Source organism: Metabacillus sp. RB-C-LZQ-3-1, assembly GCF_058315175.1.
Genome location: NZ_JBZFLI010000017.1, coordinates 69,343 through 86,104 on the forward strand (window position 1 = coordinate 69,343; position 16,762 = coordinate 86,104).

At 35.2% G+C, this 16,762-nt stretch carries 17 protein-coding genes; 6 read left to right on the forward strand and 11 right to left on the reverse strand.

Annotation, left to right across the window (positions count from 1 at the left end; all coding sequences use genetic code 11):
* Positions 1–5: 5 nt before the first annotated feature.
* From AC4GZ8_RS21185 to AC4GZ8_RS21195, 3 genes are all read right to left on the reverse strand, one after another.
* Positions 6–863, reverse strand: a complete 858-nt coding sequence (locus AC4GZ8_RS21185; RefSeq protein ID WP_491083913.1) for an ABC transporter permease — start codon at positions 861–863, stop codon at positions 6–8.
* A 183-nt stretch (positions 864–1,046) separates the two neighbouring features.
* Positions 1,047–2,657, reverse strand: a complete 1,611-nt coding sequence (locus AC4GZ8_RS21190; RefSeq protein ID WP_491083895.1) for an extracellular solute-binding protein — start codon at positions 2,655–2,657, stop codon at positions 1,047–1,049.
* Positions 2,658–3,080: 423 nt separating this feature from the next.
* Positions 3,081–5,372, reverse strand: a complete 2,292-nt coding sequence (locus tag AC4GZ8_RS21195; protein ID WP_491083896.1) for a beta-L-arabinofuranosidase domain-containing protein — start codon at positions 5,370–5,372, stop codon at positions 3,081–3,083.
* A gap of 143 nt (positions 5,373–5,515) precedes the next feature.
* Between AC4GZ8_RS21195 and AC4GZ8_RS21200 the strand changes: the two genes are divergently transcribed.
* A complete protein-coding gene (locus AC4GZ8_RS21200; protein WP_491083897.1) occupies positions 5,516–6,388 on the forward strand; it encodes a helix-turn-helix domain-containing protein in 873 nt (290 codons plus the stop codon).
* A gap of 44 nt (positions 6,389–6,432) precedes the next feature.
* On the opposite strand, the gene trhO is transcribed toward AC4GZ8_RS21200, so the two are convergent.
* Both trhO and AC4GZ8_RS21210 read right to left on the reverse strand, forming a co-directional pair.
* A complete protein-coding gene (gene trhO, locus AC4GZ8_RS21205; RefSeq protein WP_491083898.1) occupies positions 6,433–7,380 on the reverse strand; it encodes an oxygen-dependent tRNA uridine(34) hydroxylase TrhO in 948 nt (315 codons plus the stop codon).
* Positions 7,381–7,566: 186 nt separating this feature from the next.
* Positions 7,567–8,157, reverse strand: a complete 591-nt coding sequence (locus tag AC4GZ8_RS21210) for a nitroreductase family protein (protein WP_491083899.1) — start codon at positions 8,155–8,157, stop codon at positions 7,567–7,569.
* Between the two features lie 172 nt (positions 8,158–8,329).
* Here AC4GZ8_RS21210 and AC4GZ8_RS21215 point away from each other — a divergent pair, with 172 nt between their 5' ends.
* The 4 genes from AC4GZ8_RS21215 (at position 8,330) to AC4GZ8_RS21230 (ending at position 11,464) form a co-directional block, all read left to right on the forward strand.
* On the forward strand, positions 8,330–8,659 hold the full coding sequence (locus AC4GZ8_RS21215) for a hypothetical protein (RefSeq protein ID WP_491083900.1): 330 nt from the start codon (positions 8,330–8,332) through the stop codon (positions 8,657–8,659).
* A gap of 98 nt (positions 8,660–8,757) precedes the next feature.
* The gene (locus AC4GZ8_RS21220; protein WP_491083901.1) at positions 8,758–9,825 is read left to right on the forward strand and encodes a PQQ-dependent sugar dehydrogenase; all 1,068 of its coding nucleotides are present in this window, start codon (positions 8,758–8,760) and stop codon (positions 9,823–9,825) included.
* A gap of 345 nt (positions 9,826–10,170) precedes the next feature.
* On the forward strand, positions 10,171–10,944 hold the full coding sequence (locus AC4GZ8_RS21225; RefSeq protein ID WP_491083902.1) for a 3D domain-containing protein: 774 nt from the start codon (positions 10,171–10,173) through the stop codon (positions 10,942–10,944).
* Between the two features lie 334 nt (positions 10,945–11,278).
* Positions 11,279–11,464, forward strand: coding sequence for a hypothetical protein (locus tag AC4GZ8_RS21230; RefSeq protein WP_491083903.1), 186 nt, complete (start codon positions 11,279–11,281; stop codon positions 11,462–11,464).
* A gap of 15 nt (positions 11,465–11,479) precedes the next feature.
* Here the strand turns inward: AC4GZ8_RS21230 and AC4GZ8_RS21235 are convergent, their stop codons facing one another.
* Positions 11,480–12,214 (reverse strand): YwaF family protein, encoded by a 735-nt coding sequence (locus AC4GZ8_RS21235; RefSeq protein WP_491083904.1) that lies wholly within the window; start codon positions 12,212–12,214, stop codon positions 11,480–11,482.
* Positions 12,215–12,527: 313 nt separating this feature from the next.
* Between AC4GZ8_RS21235 and AC4GZ8_RS21240 the strand changes: the two genes are divergently transcribed.
* Positions 12,528–12,641, forward strand: a complete 114-nt coding sequence (locus tag AC4GZ8_RS21240; RefSeq protein ID WP_491083905.1) for a YjcZ family sporulation protein — start codon at positions 12,528–12,530, stop codon at positions 12,639–12,641.
* Positions 12,642–12,907: 266 nt separating this feature from the next.
* Here AC4GZ8_RS21240 and AC4GZ8_RS21245 read toward each other — a convergent pair whose 3' ends face one another.
* The 5 genes from AC4GZ8_RS21245 to AC4GZ8_RS21265 all read right to left on the reverse strand — a co-directional run bounded on the left by AC4GZ8_RS21245 (position 12,908) and on the right by AC4GZ8_RS21265 (position 15,819).
* The gene (locus tag AC4GZ8_RS21245; protein WP_491083906.1) at positions 12,908–13,309 is read right to left on the reverse strand and encodes a disulfide oxidoreductase; all 402 of its coding nucleotides are present in this window, start codon (positions 13,307–13,309) and stop codon (positions 12,908–12,910) included.
* A gap of 7 nt (positions 13,310–13,316) precedes the next feature.
* Positions 13,317–13,997, reverse strand: a complete 681-nt coding sequence (locus tag AC4GZ8_RS21250; protein WP_491083907.1) for a DsbA family protein — start codon at positions 13,995–13,997, stop codon at positions 13,317–13,319.
* Between the two features lie 8 nt (positions 13,998–14,005).
* Entirely contained in the window at positions 14,006–14,410 is a 405-nt protein-coding gene (locus AC4GZ8_RS21255) for a DoxX family protein (RefSeq protein WP_491083908.1), read from the reverse strand.
* Positions 14,411–14,548: 138 nt separating this feature from the next.
* Positions 14,549–15,403: a M56 family metallopeptidase gene (locus AC4GZ8_RS21260; protein WP_491083909.1), complete on the reverse strand. Its 855-nt coding sequence runs from the start codon at positions 15,401–15,403 to the stop codon at positions 14,549–14,551.
* Positions 15,400–15,819: a BlaI/MecI/CopY family transcriptional regulator gene (locus AC4GZ8_RS21265; protein ID WP_491083910.1), complete on the reverse strand. Its 420-nt coding sequence runs from the start codon at positions 15,817–15,819 to the stop codon at positions 15,400–15,402. Before AC4GZ8_RS21265 ends, AC4GZ8_RS21260 begins: the two co-directional genes overlap by 4 nt.
* Between the last annotated feature and the right edge of the window lie 943 nt (positions 15,820–16,762).

The window sequence follows — 16,762 nt, forward strand, 5'->3', positions numbered from 1 at the left end:
AAACATTACCAAAGACTAATATTGGAGAACTTTTTCGCGATATAATTCATCGTTAAAAGTAAGGCAAAATTAATCAGAGTATTAAACAACCCAATAGCTGCAGCGTAACTAAATTGATTTGATATGATTCCTATTTTATATACATATGTTTCAATAACCTCAGAAACTGGCAGGTTTAATGGATTTTGCATTAAAAAGATTTTTTCAAAGCCTGTACTAATGATAGAACCCATATTTAAAATCAATAAGATGATAATTGTTGGGATGATCGCGGGTATTTCAACATTTTTAATGATTTGCCATCGGTTTGCTCCATCCATTTTTGCCGAATCGTATAGTTGCGGATCTACACTCGAAAGGGCTGCTAAATAAATGATGCTGTTCCACCCTACATGCTGCCAAACATCAGATAAAACATATACAGGAACAAAAGTACTTGTAGAGGCTAATAGATTTACATCATGAAAACCAAATGCATTCATGATATGTCCAACAATTCCTGTATTTGGGGATAATAGGACATTTAATAATCCAACAAGCACCACAATGGAGATAAAGTGGGGTAAATACACGGTTGTTTGGAGAATCTTTTTTCCCCTTTTCCATTTAATCTGGTTAATAAGCAACGCCAGAATGATTGGTGCAGGAAAGCCTACAATAATCGTTGTTAAGCTTAATACAATTGTATTTCTTAAAAGATCTGTAAACATATGACTTTCTATAAATTGAGTAAAGTACTTTAATCCTACCCAATCTCCGCCGGTAAGCCCCTTTGTAAAATCGTACTCCCTAAAAGCTAACTGGATTCCATACATAGGAATATAGTTAAAGACAAAGACTATGATAATTGCCGGAAAAATCATCAACCATAACTGATAATCACGTTTAAATGTATTTATAATTGTCGGCTTTTTCTCCAGTTTTATATTAGGCGCACTATTCGTTTTAGCTGTCCTCGTGCTTAGCAAAGCCATATACATTCTCCTTTACTTTGAGAGTATGGCTGTCTCAAATATACAATGACAGCCATATCTCCAGGTAATTATTTATTCCATATTACTCATGTATTCATCATAATAGCCTTGAATGATTTCGGTGTTCTTATTGATCCCTATCTTTTCTAGTTCCTGGACATAATTCTCCCACTGTGAATCAATCCCGCCTTTTGTAATCCACTCAGAGTATTTCGCCATTGCTAAATTCATAATTTCTGTGTTTGCTAGACTTAAAGCATTATTATCTTCATCACTATATTTAATAAACATACCCGGGAAAACGTCCTTTTCTTTATCTAAAGATTCAAAAACTGGTTGCAATGGCTCTGTTTGCTTCCCGACTGATTGCATATCTTCTCCAAGGGTAAGTTCTAACGAGTCTGATATATACATAGGTCCATTATCAGCCCAAGTTGTTGTCCATTTCCATGTCCCTGGATCCATTGCTTTATCTTCTGGAGGTAATACAGTATAAGAACCATCACCATTTTCAGATATGTTTGTTCCAAGCGAACCGAATAACACCTGCATACTAACCTCTGGGTTATACAATTCATTAATAAATTTCATAGCTGCTTCCTTGTTTTTACTTTGAGATGACATTTGAATAAAGTTAACTCCGTAGTTTAAGTTGTTATAATCATAGCTCCAAGAAAGCTCTTCTGTAGAATTAGCAGAAACTTTCAATGGTGCCATTGATTCATACTGTGGTGCAAGGGTATTACCGAATCTGTCTGTTACCTCCCATCCAAATGTATAGCCGACTTTTGCCGTGTCACCATCACCACGGGCAACTGATTGGTATTTTGTATAGTCCTGAGTAAATACCTCTTTATTAATTAAGCCTGCTTCCCAGCATTTATTTAAAAATGACACTAGCTCTTTATATCTTTCATCAATCAAAAAGTTTTTTACTTTCCCATCTTCAACAAATATTCCCGTTCCACTTCCATCTCCTATTGTGATCCCCATACTACCTAAAAGAACGGTTGGTTGAAAATATCCAAAACCTGTAGTTCCTGTTGGAGAGAAATCCATTGGGATTTCATCATTTGGGTCACCATTACCATTTGCATCTTTCTCTTTAAATGCAACTAAGACTTTATAAAGTTCATCCCAGTTAGTCGGCATTTCCAGGCCAAGATTATCTAACCATTGATTATTAATAAATTGTCGAGTCGCTGTTTCTGGCCAAAACCTTTGATATTTTGGTAGACCAAAAATTTCACCATCTCTTTGTGTTGATAGAGCTTTCAGTTCTGGTTTTTCTTCAAACATTGTTTGTACATTCGGTGCATGCTCCTCTATCAATGGAGTTAGATCTTCAAATAGACCATTAAATTTCGCAAACTCAGCATCTGTAATAGCATTAGGACCAACTATTAAATCGGGTATATCACCAGCTGCGAGCATTGCTCCCTTTTTCTGAGGCCAATCAGCTGTTACCTCCTCCCATTTAATTTCAACACCTGCTCTTTCTTCAGCTTCTTGAAGCCATTCTATTTTCGATAATTCCTGTGTTAATGGGTGTTTAGTAATTAATGCAGTAAGTACCACTCTACCATCTTCTGTTTGTTCCACTTTCTCTGTGTTACTACAACCTACTAATGCTGAAGTTAAGCATAAAAAGATGATCAATAGAAGGGCAGTCACTTTTTTCATCCTAGCATCCCCTTTGGTTTTATTTCGAAACAGACATTATGCAACCCCTTACATTCTTGTGAAGCATAAAGCTATTTCTTTGATAACTAGCAATAACTAACTGATTTAATTATGAAATATTTTCTAAATGATGAGAATTCACAATTCCTTAGAAAACATATCTTTTCTTTGGAATTTTCATGAAAGACATATAAGAAAAGTGAAAGCGCCTTGATCAGCCCCGACAAGCATAAGCCAATTTGAATATAGGGTGTTCTTTGCCTTGAATTCCAAATCGGCTTATGACCTCGAAGGGCTAGGCGCTGGAGCTAGACACCGAAACTAAGTAAAAAATTATAAATTCTGATACTATAAAGAAAAAACTCCATCATCAAAAAAGAAGACTACCTCATCATAGTCTTCTCTCTACCTAGATACATGTTTTTAATGATGTTGGAAAATATCATTTGTATTTACTATTCTTACCCCATAAACACCACCTGCAACTTTCCCATCTTCAGATGCAAACTTCACTTCCACCTTTTCTTTTCCTTTCGTTAATGACATTGGGATTTCATAACAAACGGAAAACAGTGATCCCGGCTGATTCTTTTTCAGAACTTGGCGGGCAATCGGCGAACTGTCTACAAATATATCAAATTCACGTGCATACGATTTTCCATCAATATGCAGATTTGTATCATTGCCATTATAGGTTACGTATAAGTACATTTGTGTATCTTTTGAAATTGACATTTCATAGCTGAAAAATCCTTCATTTACACTATCTCTCCACCCGCAGTTAAAAAGGTTACTATATCCTGATCGTGAGTTGCTTTTTGTAATAGAATGTTCTACTTCAGGTTGTTGTTCATTAGGGCTGACAGCATCTATTGTAATGCTATTAAGAAAATCCGATTTCTCTTTTTCTTTCTTCACAAATGCCTTGTACATAGATGGACTCATTACATTCCAATACAGTGTGTATCGTTGGTGATGCAGCTTGTAAAATGGTATTAATTTGACATGTTTATTTCCGGGCTGACCAATTGCTTCTGTCCTAAATGCTAAGGGCTCATCCTCAACAGGTTTTAACCAGTTCCTTATATCTTCCTCATCTGTTACGAGATCTGGAACATCTATTAATGGATAATTATTTAATTTCAAATGATCATCTAAAATATCCGTTTCCGGAAAGTTTTCTGTACCAAGTGCTCCGGCAAGTACAATTGGTCCATATAGAATAGCAACTTTCGTTGAATCTTGTTTCATTGGTGACTCATAAACTTCCATAGGGAGTTTGATATCAATTGTATCCCCTTTATTCCATGTTCCATCTAGTGTGATATAACCATTTTTAGTACTGATGTGTTGTTCTTCTTGATTCACTGTTACCGTTACAGGTTTAGAAATCCAATTTGGGACTCTGATTCGGATCGTTAAATTTATGTGATCCCCTTTTTCAACAATTAACTGAGTTCGATCTGATTCAGGGAAAACGGTTGATTGGCTCAGGACCATTTTTTTATTTTTAAGAGAAATTTCAGATGCAATAAATAAATTCACATATAACTCGTCATCTTGATAATAGTAGATATTCCTTGTATATCTTGCAGGGTTTTCCATTCCTGTTCCTGTACAGCACCAAAATGATTGGTCCGGTGTACAATACACTTTAAAATGTCCTGGTTGTGTTGAAACAAAATAAGTTTTCATCCCCGTATCAGGATCTTGTGAAGCGAGAATGTGGTTATATAAAGCTTTTTCATAGTAATCCATATATTCAACTTTCTGTGAAATACGATATAAGCATTCCGTAAGCTTTAACATATTATAAGTGTTGCATGTTTCGGTGGTCGTAACGCCTAATTCCTCTTTATCCTCAGGTCCGAAATGTTCTCCAATGCTATTTCCGCCAATCACATATGAGCGATGTTTTGTTACTTGATTCCAAAAATACTCCGCCATATCTTTATATTGTTTTTCACCTGTTACTTCATATAATTTTGCTGCACCTATAACTTTAGGGATTTGTGTATTTGCATGCTTTCCCTCTAGTTCATCTATTCCTTTTGATAATGGGTCTAATACAGCTTTGTGGCAGAATCTCTTGGCTAACTCTAAATAAGCTTCATTCTTTGAGATGTTATAAAGGTCGACAAAGACTTCATTCATCCCTCCATGTTCACAAATAAGCATTTTCTGAAACTGTTCCTCATTTAAAAGACTAAGCCCTTTACTTGCCCAATCTGCTAGCTTTGTTACAACTTCAAGTGCCTTTTGATTACCTGTTAATTGGTAAGTGTCAATTAACCCTGCATATATTTTGTGGATACTGTACCATGGAACCCAGCTTCCTCCTAATGAAAAATGATCCACTTCAAATTCACCTGAGAAAACGTTATCAAAACAAGTTCTAGGAAAGCCGCTTACATATCCATCTTTATCAAATGATTGAATTTGAGCAAGCTCATCAACTGCATAGAATAATTTTTCTTTTAGAACAGGATCCTTTGTTACTGAATACATTGTTGATGCCGCAGATAACCAGTGTCCAATCGAATGCCCTCTAATTCCTCTTTTTTCCCAGCCACCATATGTAGGCTTCCTAGGAGGTTGGTTAACTGCCTCATAACAAGGGGCGACAAGGCGATCGACATCAAGGTAAATCAAGTATTCCTTCCCTTTTTCTTGAGAATCTTTAAAAATACCATCTAGCAATGTTACGTTCTCCATTCTAAAGTCCTCCCTAAAACTAATCGTTATGATTTCTATTGTGAAGAAAAGACACCAAAAACTGAATTCACAATTCCATATAATCCATATCTTATTTTTGTTTTTTCATGGTAAAGTATAGAAAAAAGCGGGAGGATCATAGGATGAATGAAGTGAGTTTATGCACAAATACTCTGCCTCTAATAAGAGAAATCGGTCATATGTGGGATGATGAGGGTATTTTAGGACACCCTATACGTCTGATGGAAACCCTTAATGTATTTATTTATGTAAGAAAAGGAGATATTCAGGTCATTGAGGATGATGTGGAGTATAACTTACACGCTGGAACATATCTCTTTCTTAAGAAAAACATACCTCATTGGGGAACTAAATTTTATTCGCCTGGAACGGAATGGTATTATATTCATTTTTATGATTCTTTAGATTACATAGAAGTTGATATCTCTAGAGAATATTCTCAATATCAGCACTCAACCCTTATTATGGAAGAAACCTATCTTTCTAAAATGACTCTCCCGAAAACAGGGATAGTGAAAAACCCAGAATACACAGAGCTTCAACTAAAAAAGCTATGTGAAGAATACTCATCCCCTCATTCATTACGACCGTTAACAACTTCCTCGATGACTTACCAGTTTTTTATTGATTTGTATAACAAGAAGCTAGAGGAATCCAATAACTCTAAGCAGCACCGGATTGTTGGAAAAATGATTGACCTGTTCAGCCACACTTCTTCTAAAAAATTATCTAGTGAAGAAATTGCCGACGCAATAGGGATGAATTACGCTTACTTATCTACATTATTCCGAAAAGAAACAGGGAAAAGCATTACACAATTTCAGGATGAATTACGAATAGAAAAGGCTATCAAAATGCTAAAAGAAGAATCTATTAATATCTCTGAAGTTAGTCATTCATTAGGTTTTTCCAATCCCTTTTATTTTAGCCGTGTGTTTAAAAAAGTAACTGGTGTCTCACCTACTACTTACTTAAATGAAATATATAGAAATTAAAAAATCCCTCTCAGATCTGAAAGGGATTTTTCTCAATTTATATTTTAAACTAACAAAGCCAGTCTTTCTTTTACTTCTTCTTCTGTTAAACCATGCTCTTCTACATAACGATTACGCTCATGGACACGACATTCATGACTGCATGCACGTAAATATTTATGTTCATTTTCTTCTGAGCAAAGAATTTTTTTGTTACACTCTGGGTTCCCACAGTTAACGAATCGTTCACATGGTTCATTTGTGAAATAGTCTCTTCCCACAACTGTTGGCTCTACTCTGTTTACAGGGACAGTAATTCTTTCATCAAACACATAGCATTGTCCATCCCAGTTTTCCCCTTGTACTTCAGGGTCTTTTCCGTATGTGACAATTCCGCCGTGAAGCTGTGCAACATCTTCAAAGCCTTCCTTGCGTAACCAACCAGAAAACTTTTCACAACGAATACCACCTGTACAATACGTGAGGATTTTTTTCCCTTCAAACTTTTCACGATTGTCTCGAATCCAGTCTGGTAATTCTTTAAATGTATTGATATCAGGTAAAATTGCATTTTTAAAATGACCTACAGCATATTCATAGTCATTTCTCGCATCAATAACAACTGTATCCTCTTGCTGCATCGCTTCAAGGAATTCTTTTGGGCTATAATATTTACCTGTTACCTCTAAAGGATTAACATCCTCTTCTAATCGAAGGGTCACAAGCTCTGGGCGATGACGGACCTTCATTTTCTTGAATGCATGTCCATCAGCTTCATCTATTTTATAAACCATTTCATTAAAACGAGGGTCCTCTTTCATATGGGCCATATATTGATCTGTCTGTTCAACAGTTCCTGAAATAGTTCCGTTGATCCCCTCATGAGCGATTAAAATTCTTCCTAATACCCCAAGGTTTTTACAATACTCTAAATGCTCTTGAGCAAATTCCTCGGGATTTTCAATTGGAACATAGTGATAATATAATAAAACTCGATACTCTTTATTTTCCATTTAACTCTCACCTTCTATATTATATTTGCAAGATATACATACAGAGATGGTTACTTGCTGTTACGTTGATCTTAATGTATATAAAACGTAACATCTTATTAAAACAAAAATCTCATATAAATGCAACCAATCTAAATCCTCTAAAATGGGGACAGCCCCCCCTAATGTTCAGACTGTCCCCACTTTTCACTTAAAATCATCTTCCATGTTATACCATTTAGTCACCTCGGAAATACTTTTTCTATTCGCTGCTCGTTCTTTCATATTTGGATAACCGATATATAAGAAACCGACCACCTCTGCTTCTTCTGAAAGTGGAAACAAACTTTTTACTTCCGGGGAATAACAGCTTTCTCCCGTTCTCCATATTGCTCCTAACCCTAGAGCATGTGCTGCAAGCAGCATGTTTTGAATTGCTGCATGTACAGCCGCCAACTCCTCCCTCTTCATAACACGTTTATTTGTCGTCATAGGTTCTGCAGCTGCTATGATGATAACTGGAGCTCTAAGCGGTTTTTGCTCTTCCTTTGTTAACCGTTTTAAAATTTCTTCAGAATGCGGATCATCAAGTGTTTTGGCAATGATCGATGCTAAGGCTTTTCCTAACCTAGTTCTTGCCTCTCCTGTCAATACAAAAAAACGCCAAGGTTCTGTTCGAAAATGAGAAGGAGCCCAAGTTCCTGCTTCAAGAATTTTTTCAATAAGTTGAGATGAAACAGGATCTGGTTTCACAACCCCCATGCTTCTTCTTGACGAAATTGCTTTCAATACATCCATTTCATACGCCTCCAAACAATATCTGTCATTCAATCATCATATTCACCTATTTAAAAATTTGACATTCCAACCTTTTGAAGGCAAATTACCCCCATAAATCGCAATGAAATAAGAACTATTTTATAAGAAATGTTATTATACTTACCTATTATTTCAACAAAGGAGGGCTATGATGGAGACCCATGTAAAAGATGCTTTAGCAGAGTGGAAGGAAGAGATACTCAAACAAAAGATCGAGCTTGACGAAGAATACGAAAAAGTAAAAAGTGAGCTTCAAATCTACTCTTATAAATCAGGTATTACGAAACAAGTAATTCAATCCACCATTAATGATGAGATTATCGAAACAATCAAAACAACCTATCAAGCACCGTTTGTGGAGAAATACGATGAACTAAAGCAATACATAAGAGTATTAGACGAAAAAAGAAAAGTATTTCAAATGTTTGTCGATAAAATTGAAAAGGTTAGTGAATCTAGTGAAAATGATTCCGAAAAATAGACAGGAGAAGGTTTAGTGCCTTCTCTTTTTTTTTGATTCATTACTTCATAATTGGTATGATTGGATTATCTTACCAAATCTAAAGATGGAGTGATAACGTGATCAATAAAGCTGGCTATTGGCTGATTTTACTTTTTGTTCTTACAGGCTGTGCTTTCGGATCTCCTAAGGAACAAATAAATGATGTGGAGACAACAGGAAATACAGTCGAAGCTCTTGCTAAAAACCTAGATATTCCATGGACCATAGCAAGACATGATCAAACCTTTTACCTTACTCAACGGGCAGGGAAAATCATCGAAATAAAAGGGGAGACTCTAAAAGAACAGACCTTATCTCTTACGAAAAATGTCCATCATGAAGGGGAAGGCGGGCTATTGGGGTTTGTGTTAGCACCTGATTTTTCAACCACCCAAAAAGCATATGCCTACCATACATATAAGGAAGGAAATGAAATAAAAAATCGTATCATTGTTCTTCAGAAAGAAAATGATATATGGGTTGAACAGAATGCTTTATTAGAGGATATCCCAGGAGGGAGAATCCATAATGGCGGCAGAATTAAGATCGGCCCTGACGATATGCTTTATGTTACCACTGGAGATGCAGGTAATCCCGACCTCGCACAAGATAAGAATAGTTTGGCCGGAAAAATCCTCCGTATGAACCTTGATGGCACGATTCCAACTGATAACCCAATAAAAGCTTCTTATCTTTATTCTTATGGTCATAGAAATCCTCAAGGTCTTGCATGGGATGATGATGGCAACCTATATAGTACAGAGCATGGACAACGCGCTCATGACGAAATAAATTTAATTAAGCCTGGACAAAATTACGGCTGGCCGCTTATTCAAGGTGATGAAGAATCATCTGGTATGATAACACCTATTTTTCATACTGGAGAGCAAACTTGGGCACCGTCAGGTATTGAATATTGGAATGGAAATCTTTATATTGCAACACTTAGAGACGGAAAGATCCGCCGTTTTGACCCAGCTTCAAAAAAGGTTTCGGTCCTTCATGAGAGCAGCGGCAGAATGCGTGATGTTTATATTACTGATAATCAACTTTACGCGATTACAAATAATCGGGATGGACGTGGAACTCCTGCGAAAGATGATGACAAGCTACTCAAGATTTCTCTAACAGCACGAGAGTATTAACCAAACTAGTTATTTTAATCTGTCTAGTAACTGTTGGGGTTCTTATCATATTTTTTACCGACAAATGATAACCGTCATTTTACTTTGATAACTTTTGATTTTGTTCATGATTCTTAACTATTTCAATAGCGAATAAGTTACCACATTTAGGTAATACAGAGGGTTTATGCCAACAAATTAGCGATAACTAGATGAAATGGATATTGTTGGAACGCTTTGTAACTTTACTAACATATAGTTGTAATACCGTAAACAAACTGTTAAGTGCTTGTTCTTTTAAACTTTCTTTTTCGTGGTAAGATGAACTCATTGATTAGCACAACCGCTAACAAGGAGGTATTTACCATGAAAAGAAAGATTATATCGTTTATCACATTTGCAGCCTTAACAGCTGGATTTTCGGTACAAGCTGCTGCAAAAGAAATTACAGTAAAAGAAGGCGATACTCTTTGGGATATCGCTGAAGAAAATGAAGTAGAAGTAGATAATATTATAGATTGGAATAACCTAACAAGTGATAAAATTCATCCAGAGGACGAGCTTATTCTTAATGAATCTCACGAAGTAACGCTAGGTGATACTCTTTGGGATATTTCTAAACATTATGAGGTAGAAGTAGACGAGCTTGAGGAGTGGAATGACCTTGATTCCCACATTATTCAACCAGGGGACGAGCTCCTCATCAAGCATTCTGAAGCAGAAAAAGATTCTTCTAAGCCTGCTACTAAAGTGAACAGTCAAGAAGTTAAAAACACAGTATCAGCTAAACCTAAAAAGGACAAACAAGAAGTTAAAAATACAAAATCAGCTGAAACAGAAGAAAATGGTCAAGAAATGACTGTGACCGCAACGGCTTATACAGCAAACTGTGAAGGCTGCTCTGGTACAACTAAAATGGGAATCGACTTACATGCGAACCCGGATAAAAAGGTTATTGCTGTAGATCCTTCCGTTATTCCTTTAGGCTCAACTGTTGAAGTTGAAGGTTATGGGACGGCAATTGCAGCTGATACAGGCGGAGCAATTAAAGGTAATAGAATTGATGTCTTTATCCCTTCAAAATCAGATGCAATCGACTGGGGTAGAAAACAAGTTAAGATCAAAGTACTTGATAAGTAACAGATACTAAAAATGGTTTTGTTATCTCTTAGGTTCTAAACGTAAACAAAGTTTATTACTTAAGTTTGCCTAATACATTTTTATAACGGACTGTCTCATGTGGGACAGTCCGTTTCTACATAAAGCATTTTATTATAAAATACGACACTACATACTAATTAACGTAAAAACATAACTAATTGTGTCAGGTATTGCAATATTTCAATCCTACTTTTTGTTTTTTTAAAAATCATGCTGAGAATTGTAGATAAATTTTTGAAGGAGATTTGATAGATTTCTAAAATTTATTTAAGTAAGAAGAAAAAGTACATGAAAAGAAAGGTGGACATTGTTCGTGAGAGATGATTTGACCTTACAACAACTTGCAGAAGGTATCCCAAAATCACTTTTAAATGCGTCTGATAAAGATATAGAGAACTTTCAACATATTATTGAAGAGACAATAAAACTGCGAGAAGGACATCGGAATTTGCAAAAGCTCATTAAAAATTTTGCAACATCTGGTATCCAACGTTCATAAGTAACACAAAACGACTTACCGACTTTTGGTAAGTCGTTTTTGCTTCCATTCGGTTATTGCAAAAGGAAAATAAAGAATGAAGAATGTACCCAATGCAACGAATTCTAAAGGGATAATATACCAAGGCCACGGACCAAAGTAATCAATCATTGTTGGGTTTAAAGGCTTCCTCGAGATATACATATAATTTCCGCCTATAAGTAAATTGATAACAAAAATAATAGCTGCATAAGCATTCAACCATAAAAATGCTTTCCATATTGACCGTAATCTTGGTCGAAAGCCAATAACAAATACCATATATAGATTAGCTAAAACTGTACTTCCATGTGAAACAAAAAAATGAATATAGCGATAATGCGGAAATATGTAATCACTAATATCCGGAGTAATCATCGCTTGAATCGCACTGCCTACCCCTGCAAAAAATGTAAATTCAAATAATGAATAGGATTTGGATAATAGCATAATAGCAGATAAAAGAAGAGTAATACTACTTAGATGTAATGGCAGTGAGTGAGAATAAGACCATGAATCATACCAATACAACCAAACATGCAAACTTATTTCTGATAATACCATGGTGAGAAACAAAGAAAAACGTGCCAAAGCATCATAGGAGCCTTTTTGCAACATGTTGCGAAAGAAATAGATAAATAAAGTAATTATGATAAAGGTGAACAGTGTTATAAGATGTTCAATTGAAAATAAAATAAATACACTCTCAGCTTGGGGTGAAAAATAATCCATATCCCCACCTCACTTTATTCAATCATTTATTATATTTTACGATGCCCTATTTTACCTTTATTCTTACCAATTACGAACAACCAAAAAATTTAGTGTGCAGACAATCTTTTTCCTGTTTCCTAAAAAAACAAAGCCCTTTCATTACTGCAGTAATAACTCTGTACATCACCAAAATAACACACAGCCCTAGTAAGAAAAATAAGGATATTAATATTATTTTTTTAAAATGAGTTAGTCAAAACCATCACTTTTTTTATAACTCCATGTCTGTCCCTTTCAAACAAATACGGCGATTCATAAAATATAGCATCACATGAGTAAAGGTGGTGATAGAATGGGTGGTTATAACGGAGGAAGCAGCTTTGCTTTAATTGTAGTATTGTTTATTTTATTGATTATCGTTGGTGCAGCTTATGTAGGCTACTAATACTCCCCTCTTTTTCATTACCTTCAATGTTAGGAATCTTATGGGACAGTGAGATCCCCCTCACACGGTAAATGGAAATAAATAGAGGCCTTCGCTACCCCCTCTGGCGAAGACCTTTATTATTTGATTTAACCTTTTATCGTAAACATTTTTGCTATGTAATAAGTAAAAGGAATGTCTTGGATCCTAGCTTCAATCCTAAACAGTTTTTGCTCAAAGAACCTATATAAAAACAACCATCTATCTGTAAGAGTTTTTGATATTCATCAATTGTTTTTCCTTATAATATACATGCTAATCGCTATTAGTGTAAAAGCTAAGAATGCTAATAAAGGGATGGTAATAAACCCTAGCAGGTTTAAATACTCACCAGAACAAGGAATTCCATTTGTACACATTTCAAATTTTTGCAAAAATGAGAGCTTCTGCAAAGAATAATGATAGAATGAAAAAAACATTCCGATTACTGCTATTGGGAAGCCATACTTGTAGACTGTTCGATCTCCATAGTAAAACGCAACTCCTAAAATGATCGTTAAAGGATACATAAGAATTCTCTGATACCAACATAATGTGCAAGGAACATAATGAAGAACCTCGCTAAAGAAAAGGCTCCCTAAGGTTGCAACAAGAGATACTATCCATGAAAAAAGTAATGATTTATTCATTCCTTCATTACTCTCCTTTTATAGCATCTTCAACCATATCTTTAAGATCTTCATAACTATTCCCTTCAAATTGTTTACCATTCACATATATAGTTGGAGTCCCGGTTAGCTTCAATTTGTTTGCTAGCTTCATATCCTTGTCCCATGCCGCTTCTGCTTTATTCTGTTGAAAGGAAGAAAGTACTTTACTAGCTTCTTGTTCAGAAACAATTTCTTTTAACAAGTTTTCTAGAAACTCTTCGGTAAAAACATCTATTTTTTCATACTTTAAATCTTCTGGCTGCTTTTCATAAAGTAAATCGTGAAATTTCCAAAATACATCATTACCTAACTCCTCGTAAACAGTTTCTGCAAACTTCGCAGACCGAATAGAATCCACATGAATAAACGAATAGTTTAAAAAATAAAATTTTGCTTGACCAGTTTCAACGAAATCTTTTTCTATTTGTGAAACAAATCCTTCGTGAAAATTTTTGCAAATCGGGCATTTATAATCACCAAATTCAATAATTTGAACCGGGGCCGACTCTTGACCTAGATACGGCTGATTTTCAACGTTTAATGCTTCTACTGTCGAGCTTGAAGGGTTTGATATAAACATCAATGCAGCCATACAAATAACAAAAATACCAACAATCAAAACGATTAATTTTTGAGGTTTACTTTCTTTTTTCTTACGGGAAGCCATTATTTCACCTATCTCTCTTTCCTTTTCCCTACCTTCGCGTCAAGCGATAGGGTCGATGTTGGATAAAAAACAAGAAGTAAAGACATAACAGCATAAGCCAAATCCAGTTCAAAACCTGAGCCTTGACTATTCCCCATAAAACCTGATGATAGTTTCACCTTAAACGTTGCAACAATCATAATGATAAAGAATAACGCCGAAATATATCGTGTACCAAATCCAACAATCAAAGACAAACCACCAATTAATTCAACAAAAGCAATGATGTAAGCAGTAAACCCCGGTATTCCTATGCTATCAAACCAGCCTGCTGTGTTTTCAACACCACCTTGAAACTTTGCAAGTCCATGCATAAAAAAGGCAAATCCTAAATAAACACGAAGAATTAATATTCCTACTTCCAATGATTTCATTTTTTATTCTCCTTTTCATTTAATAACACTACATAACGTAGTGTTTTGTGGTAAAAAATTCTTATCTATTACCCTATCCTCACCTACACTACCCATTGTAGTGTAGGTGAACTTTTGGGTCAAGCATTAACATCGTAACTAAACAATGATCATGACCATCATCAACATTCCAATCATGTTAATAGACACAATAATGGATGTAAAATGACATTTAACAGGAATAGAAAATTCAGGTTCTAGTAACTGTTTTATCCGAAAATGCACAGATCCATCTGAAAAGGGTACTAAAACTGGAGAAGATCGTCGATGACTGATACGTGTTTTGATTAGTTTTACTAAAGCACTGCCTATCCCTACCTCTGAACCCATCCGATTAACCGCATATTCATCGGCAACTAATTCAACCATTATTTTATAATTTTCATAACTCCATTTTGTTAACGGGATATACCACATTACCTCTGAAATCACTTGTAAAATAAGTACTTTTAGGGGATCATTATATTTTTGATGTGCAGTTTCGTGGTGAATAACAGCCTCAAGTTCAGTTTTATCCAACATGTCAATAAGATTTGTTGAGAGGACAATGATTGGATGTAAGAAACCAATTGTAAAAGCAATAGGCTCATGGTGATGAATAACATGGATATCCTTTTTCTTTCGATTAAACAACATATTCATGTCTTCAGTAGTTGAATGATTTAATTCTCGTTTCACTCTTTTTTTCATCTTTGAGCATAGAATCATTTGTTGAATGATTTTTATACAAATCATTATGCCAGTCCAAGCAATAAACGAGTTTACTAAAAATAAAATGAAATGATATAGCATCGTGTTTCCTCTAAACAAACTAATACAAAGCTGAAATACATTATAATGAATCATCGTTCCAAAAATATGATTAAATAAATACGCCCCCATCTGGATAAAAAGAACGATGGCTAAGAAAAGACCTAGACCTAAAACAACTAAGGATTTATATCTCCAATTCATTGCTTTTTTCCTTTCTTAAGTTGATCAATTTTTTCTTCCAGTCGATTTAATAATTGTTGATCGACTTCCGTTAAAGAGTCCAACATATGATTGACAACTAAACCACCAAATTCATCTAGTAAGTTATCAGTTAGCTTTTTCGATTGTTCCTCAATAAATTCCTCTTTTGTTTTAACAGGTTTAAAAAGAGATGTTCTTCCTTCTAACCTTTTTTGCAGGATACCCTTTTCCACTAGACGGTTCATTACGGTCATAACGGTATTAAAATTGATTGCTTTCTCTTTCTCCAGCTGTTGTTGAACTTGCTTTATGCTTTTCTCAGAGCCTTGCCATAGAATGTCCATAATCTTAGCTTCTAGAGGACCAAAAAAACGATTTAATCCTACCTGGTCGAATCGGAAATTATTAATATTCATTATGATCTCACCTTTCATTACATATTGTAGTGTAAATGAATTATTCCGGCAAGCACAGAAAAGACGAGCCGTTTAAGATATATAGGGTTCCGTTTACGTGTGCATTCTTTATAAATGACATAAAAAATGACGTGTAAATTGATACACGTCATTATCTATATTTATCAAGGGTATTGAATATTTTTGATCGTTCTGACATGACAATTGACATCATTCTTTATGATGGACAACAATCATTGTACAAATAAAAAAACTGCAAAATTAACTGTCAATGTGACTGCCGAGCTGTCAATTTTAATGTGTTTTAATTCCTAAGTGGTTCAGGTTGATGGAACAAATGGCATTTGCTATAAAACTATTTCTTCTATTTTTTCGAAGAGTTTTGACCTTCATTATCTATATGGAGACCATTTTCTTTGATGTTCCTGAAGGGATTTGGTCCTCATCACTTTTATAAAGACCACTTTCTTCGTTTTCCAAAAGCGATTTGGTCTTCATCTCCTTTATGATGACCATTTCCCCTGATTTTCCGAAGGGATTTGGTCTTCATCCCCGTTATGAAAACCATTTCCCCTGATTTTCCAAAGCGATTTGGTCTTCATCCCCGTTATGAAAACCATTTCCCCTGATTTTCCGAAGGGATTTGGTCTTCATCTCCTTTATGATGACCACTTTCTTCGTTTTCCAAAAGAGATTTGGTCTTCATCCCCGTTATGAAAACCATTTCCCCTGATTTTCCGAAGGGATATGGTCTTCATCTCCTTTATGATGACCACTTTCTTCGTTTTCCAAAAGAGATTTGGTCTTCAAATCCCCGTTATGAAAACCATTTCCCCTGATTTTCCGAAGGGATATGGTCTTCATCTCCTTTATGATGACCACTTTCTCTGATTTTCCGAACGGATTTGGTCCTCATAAACCTTATAAAGAAAACTCACCATAT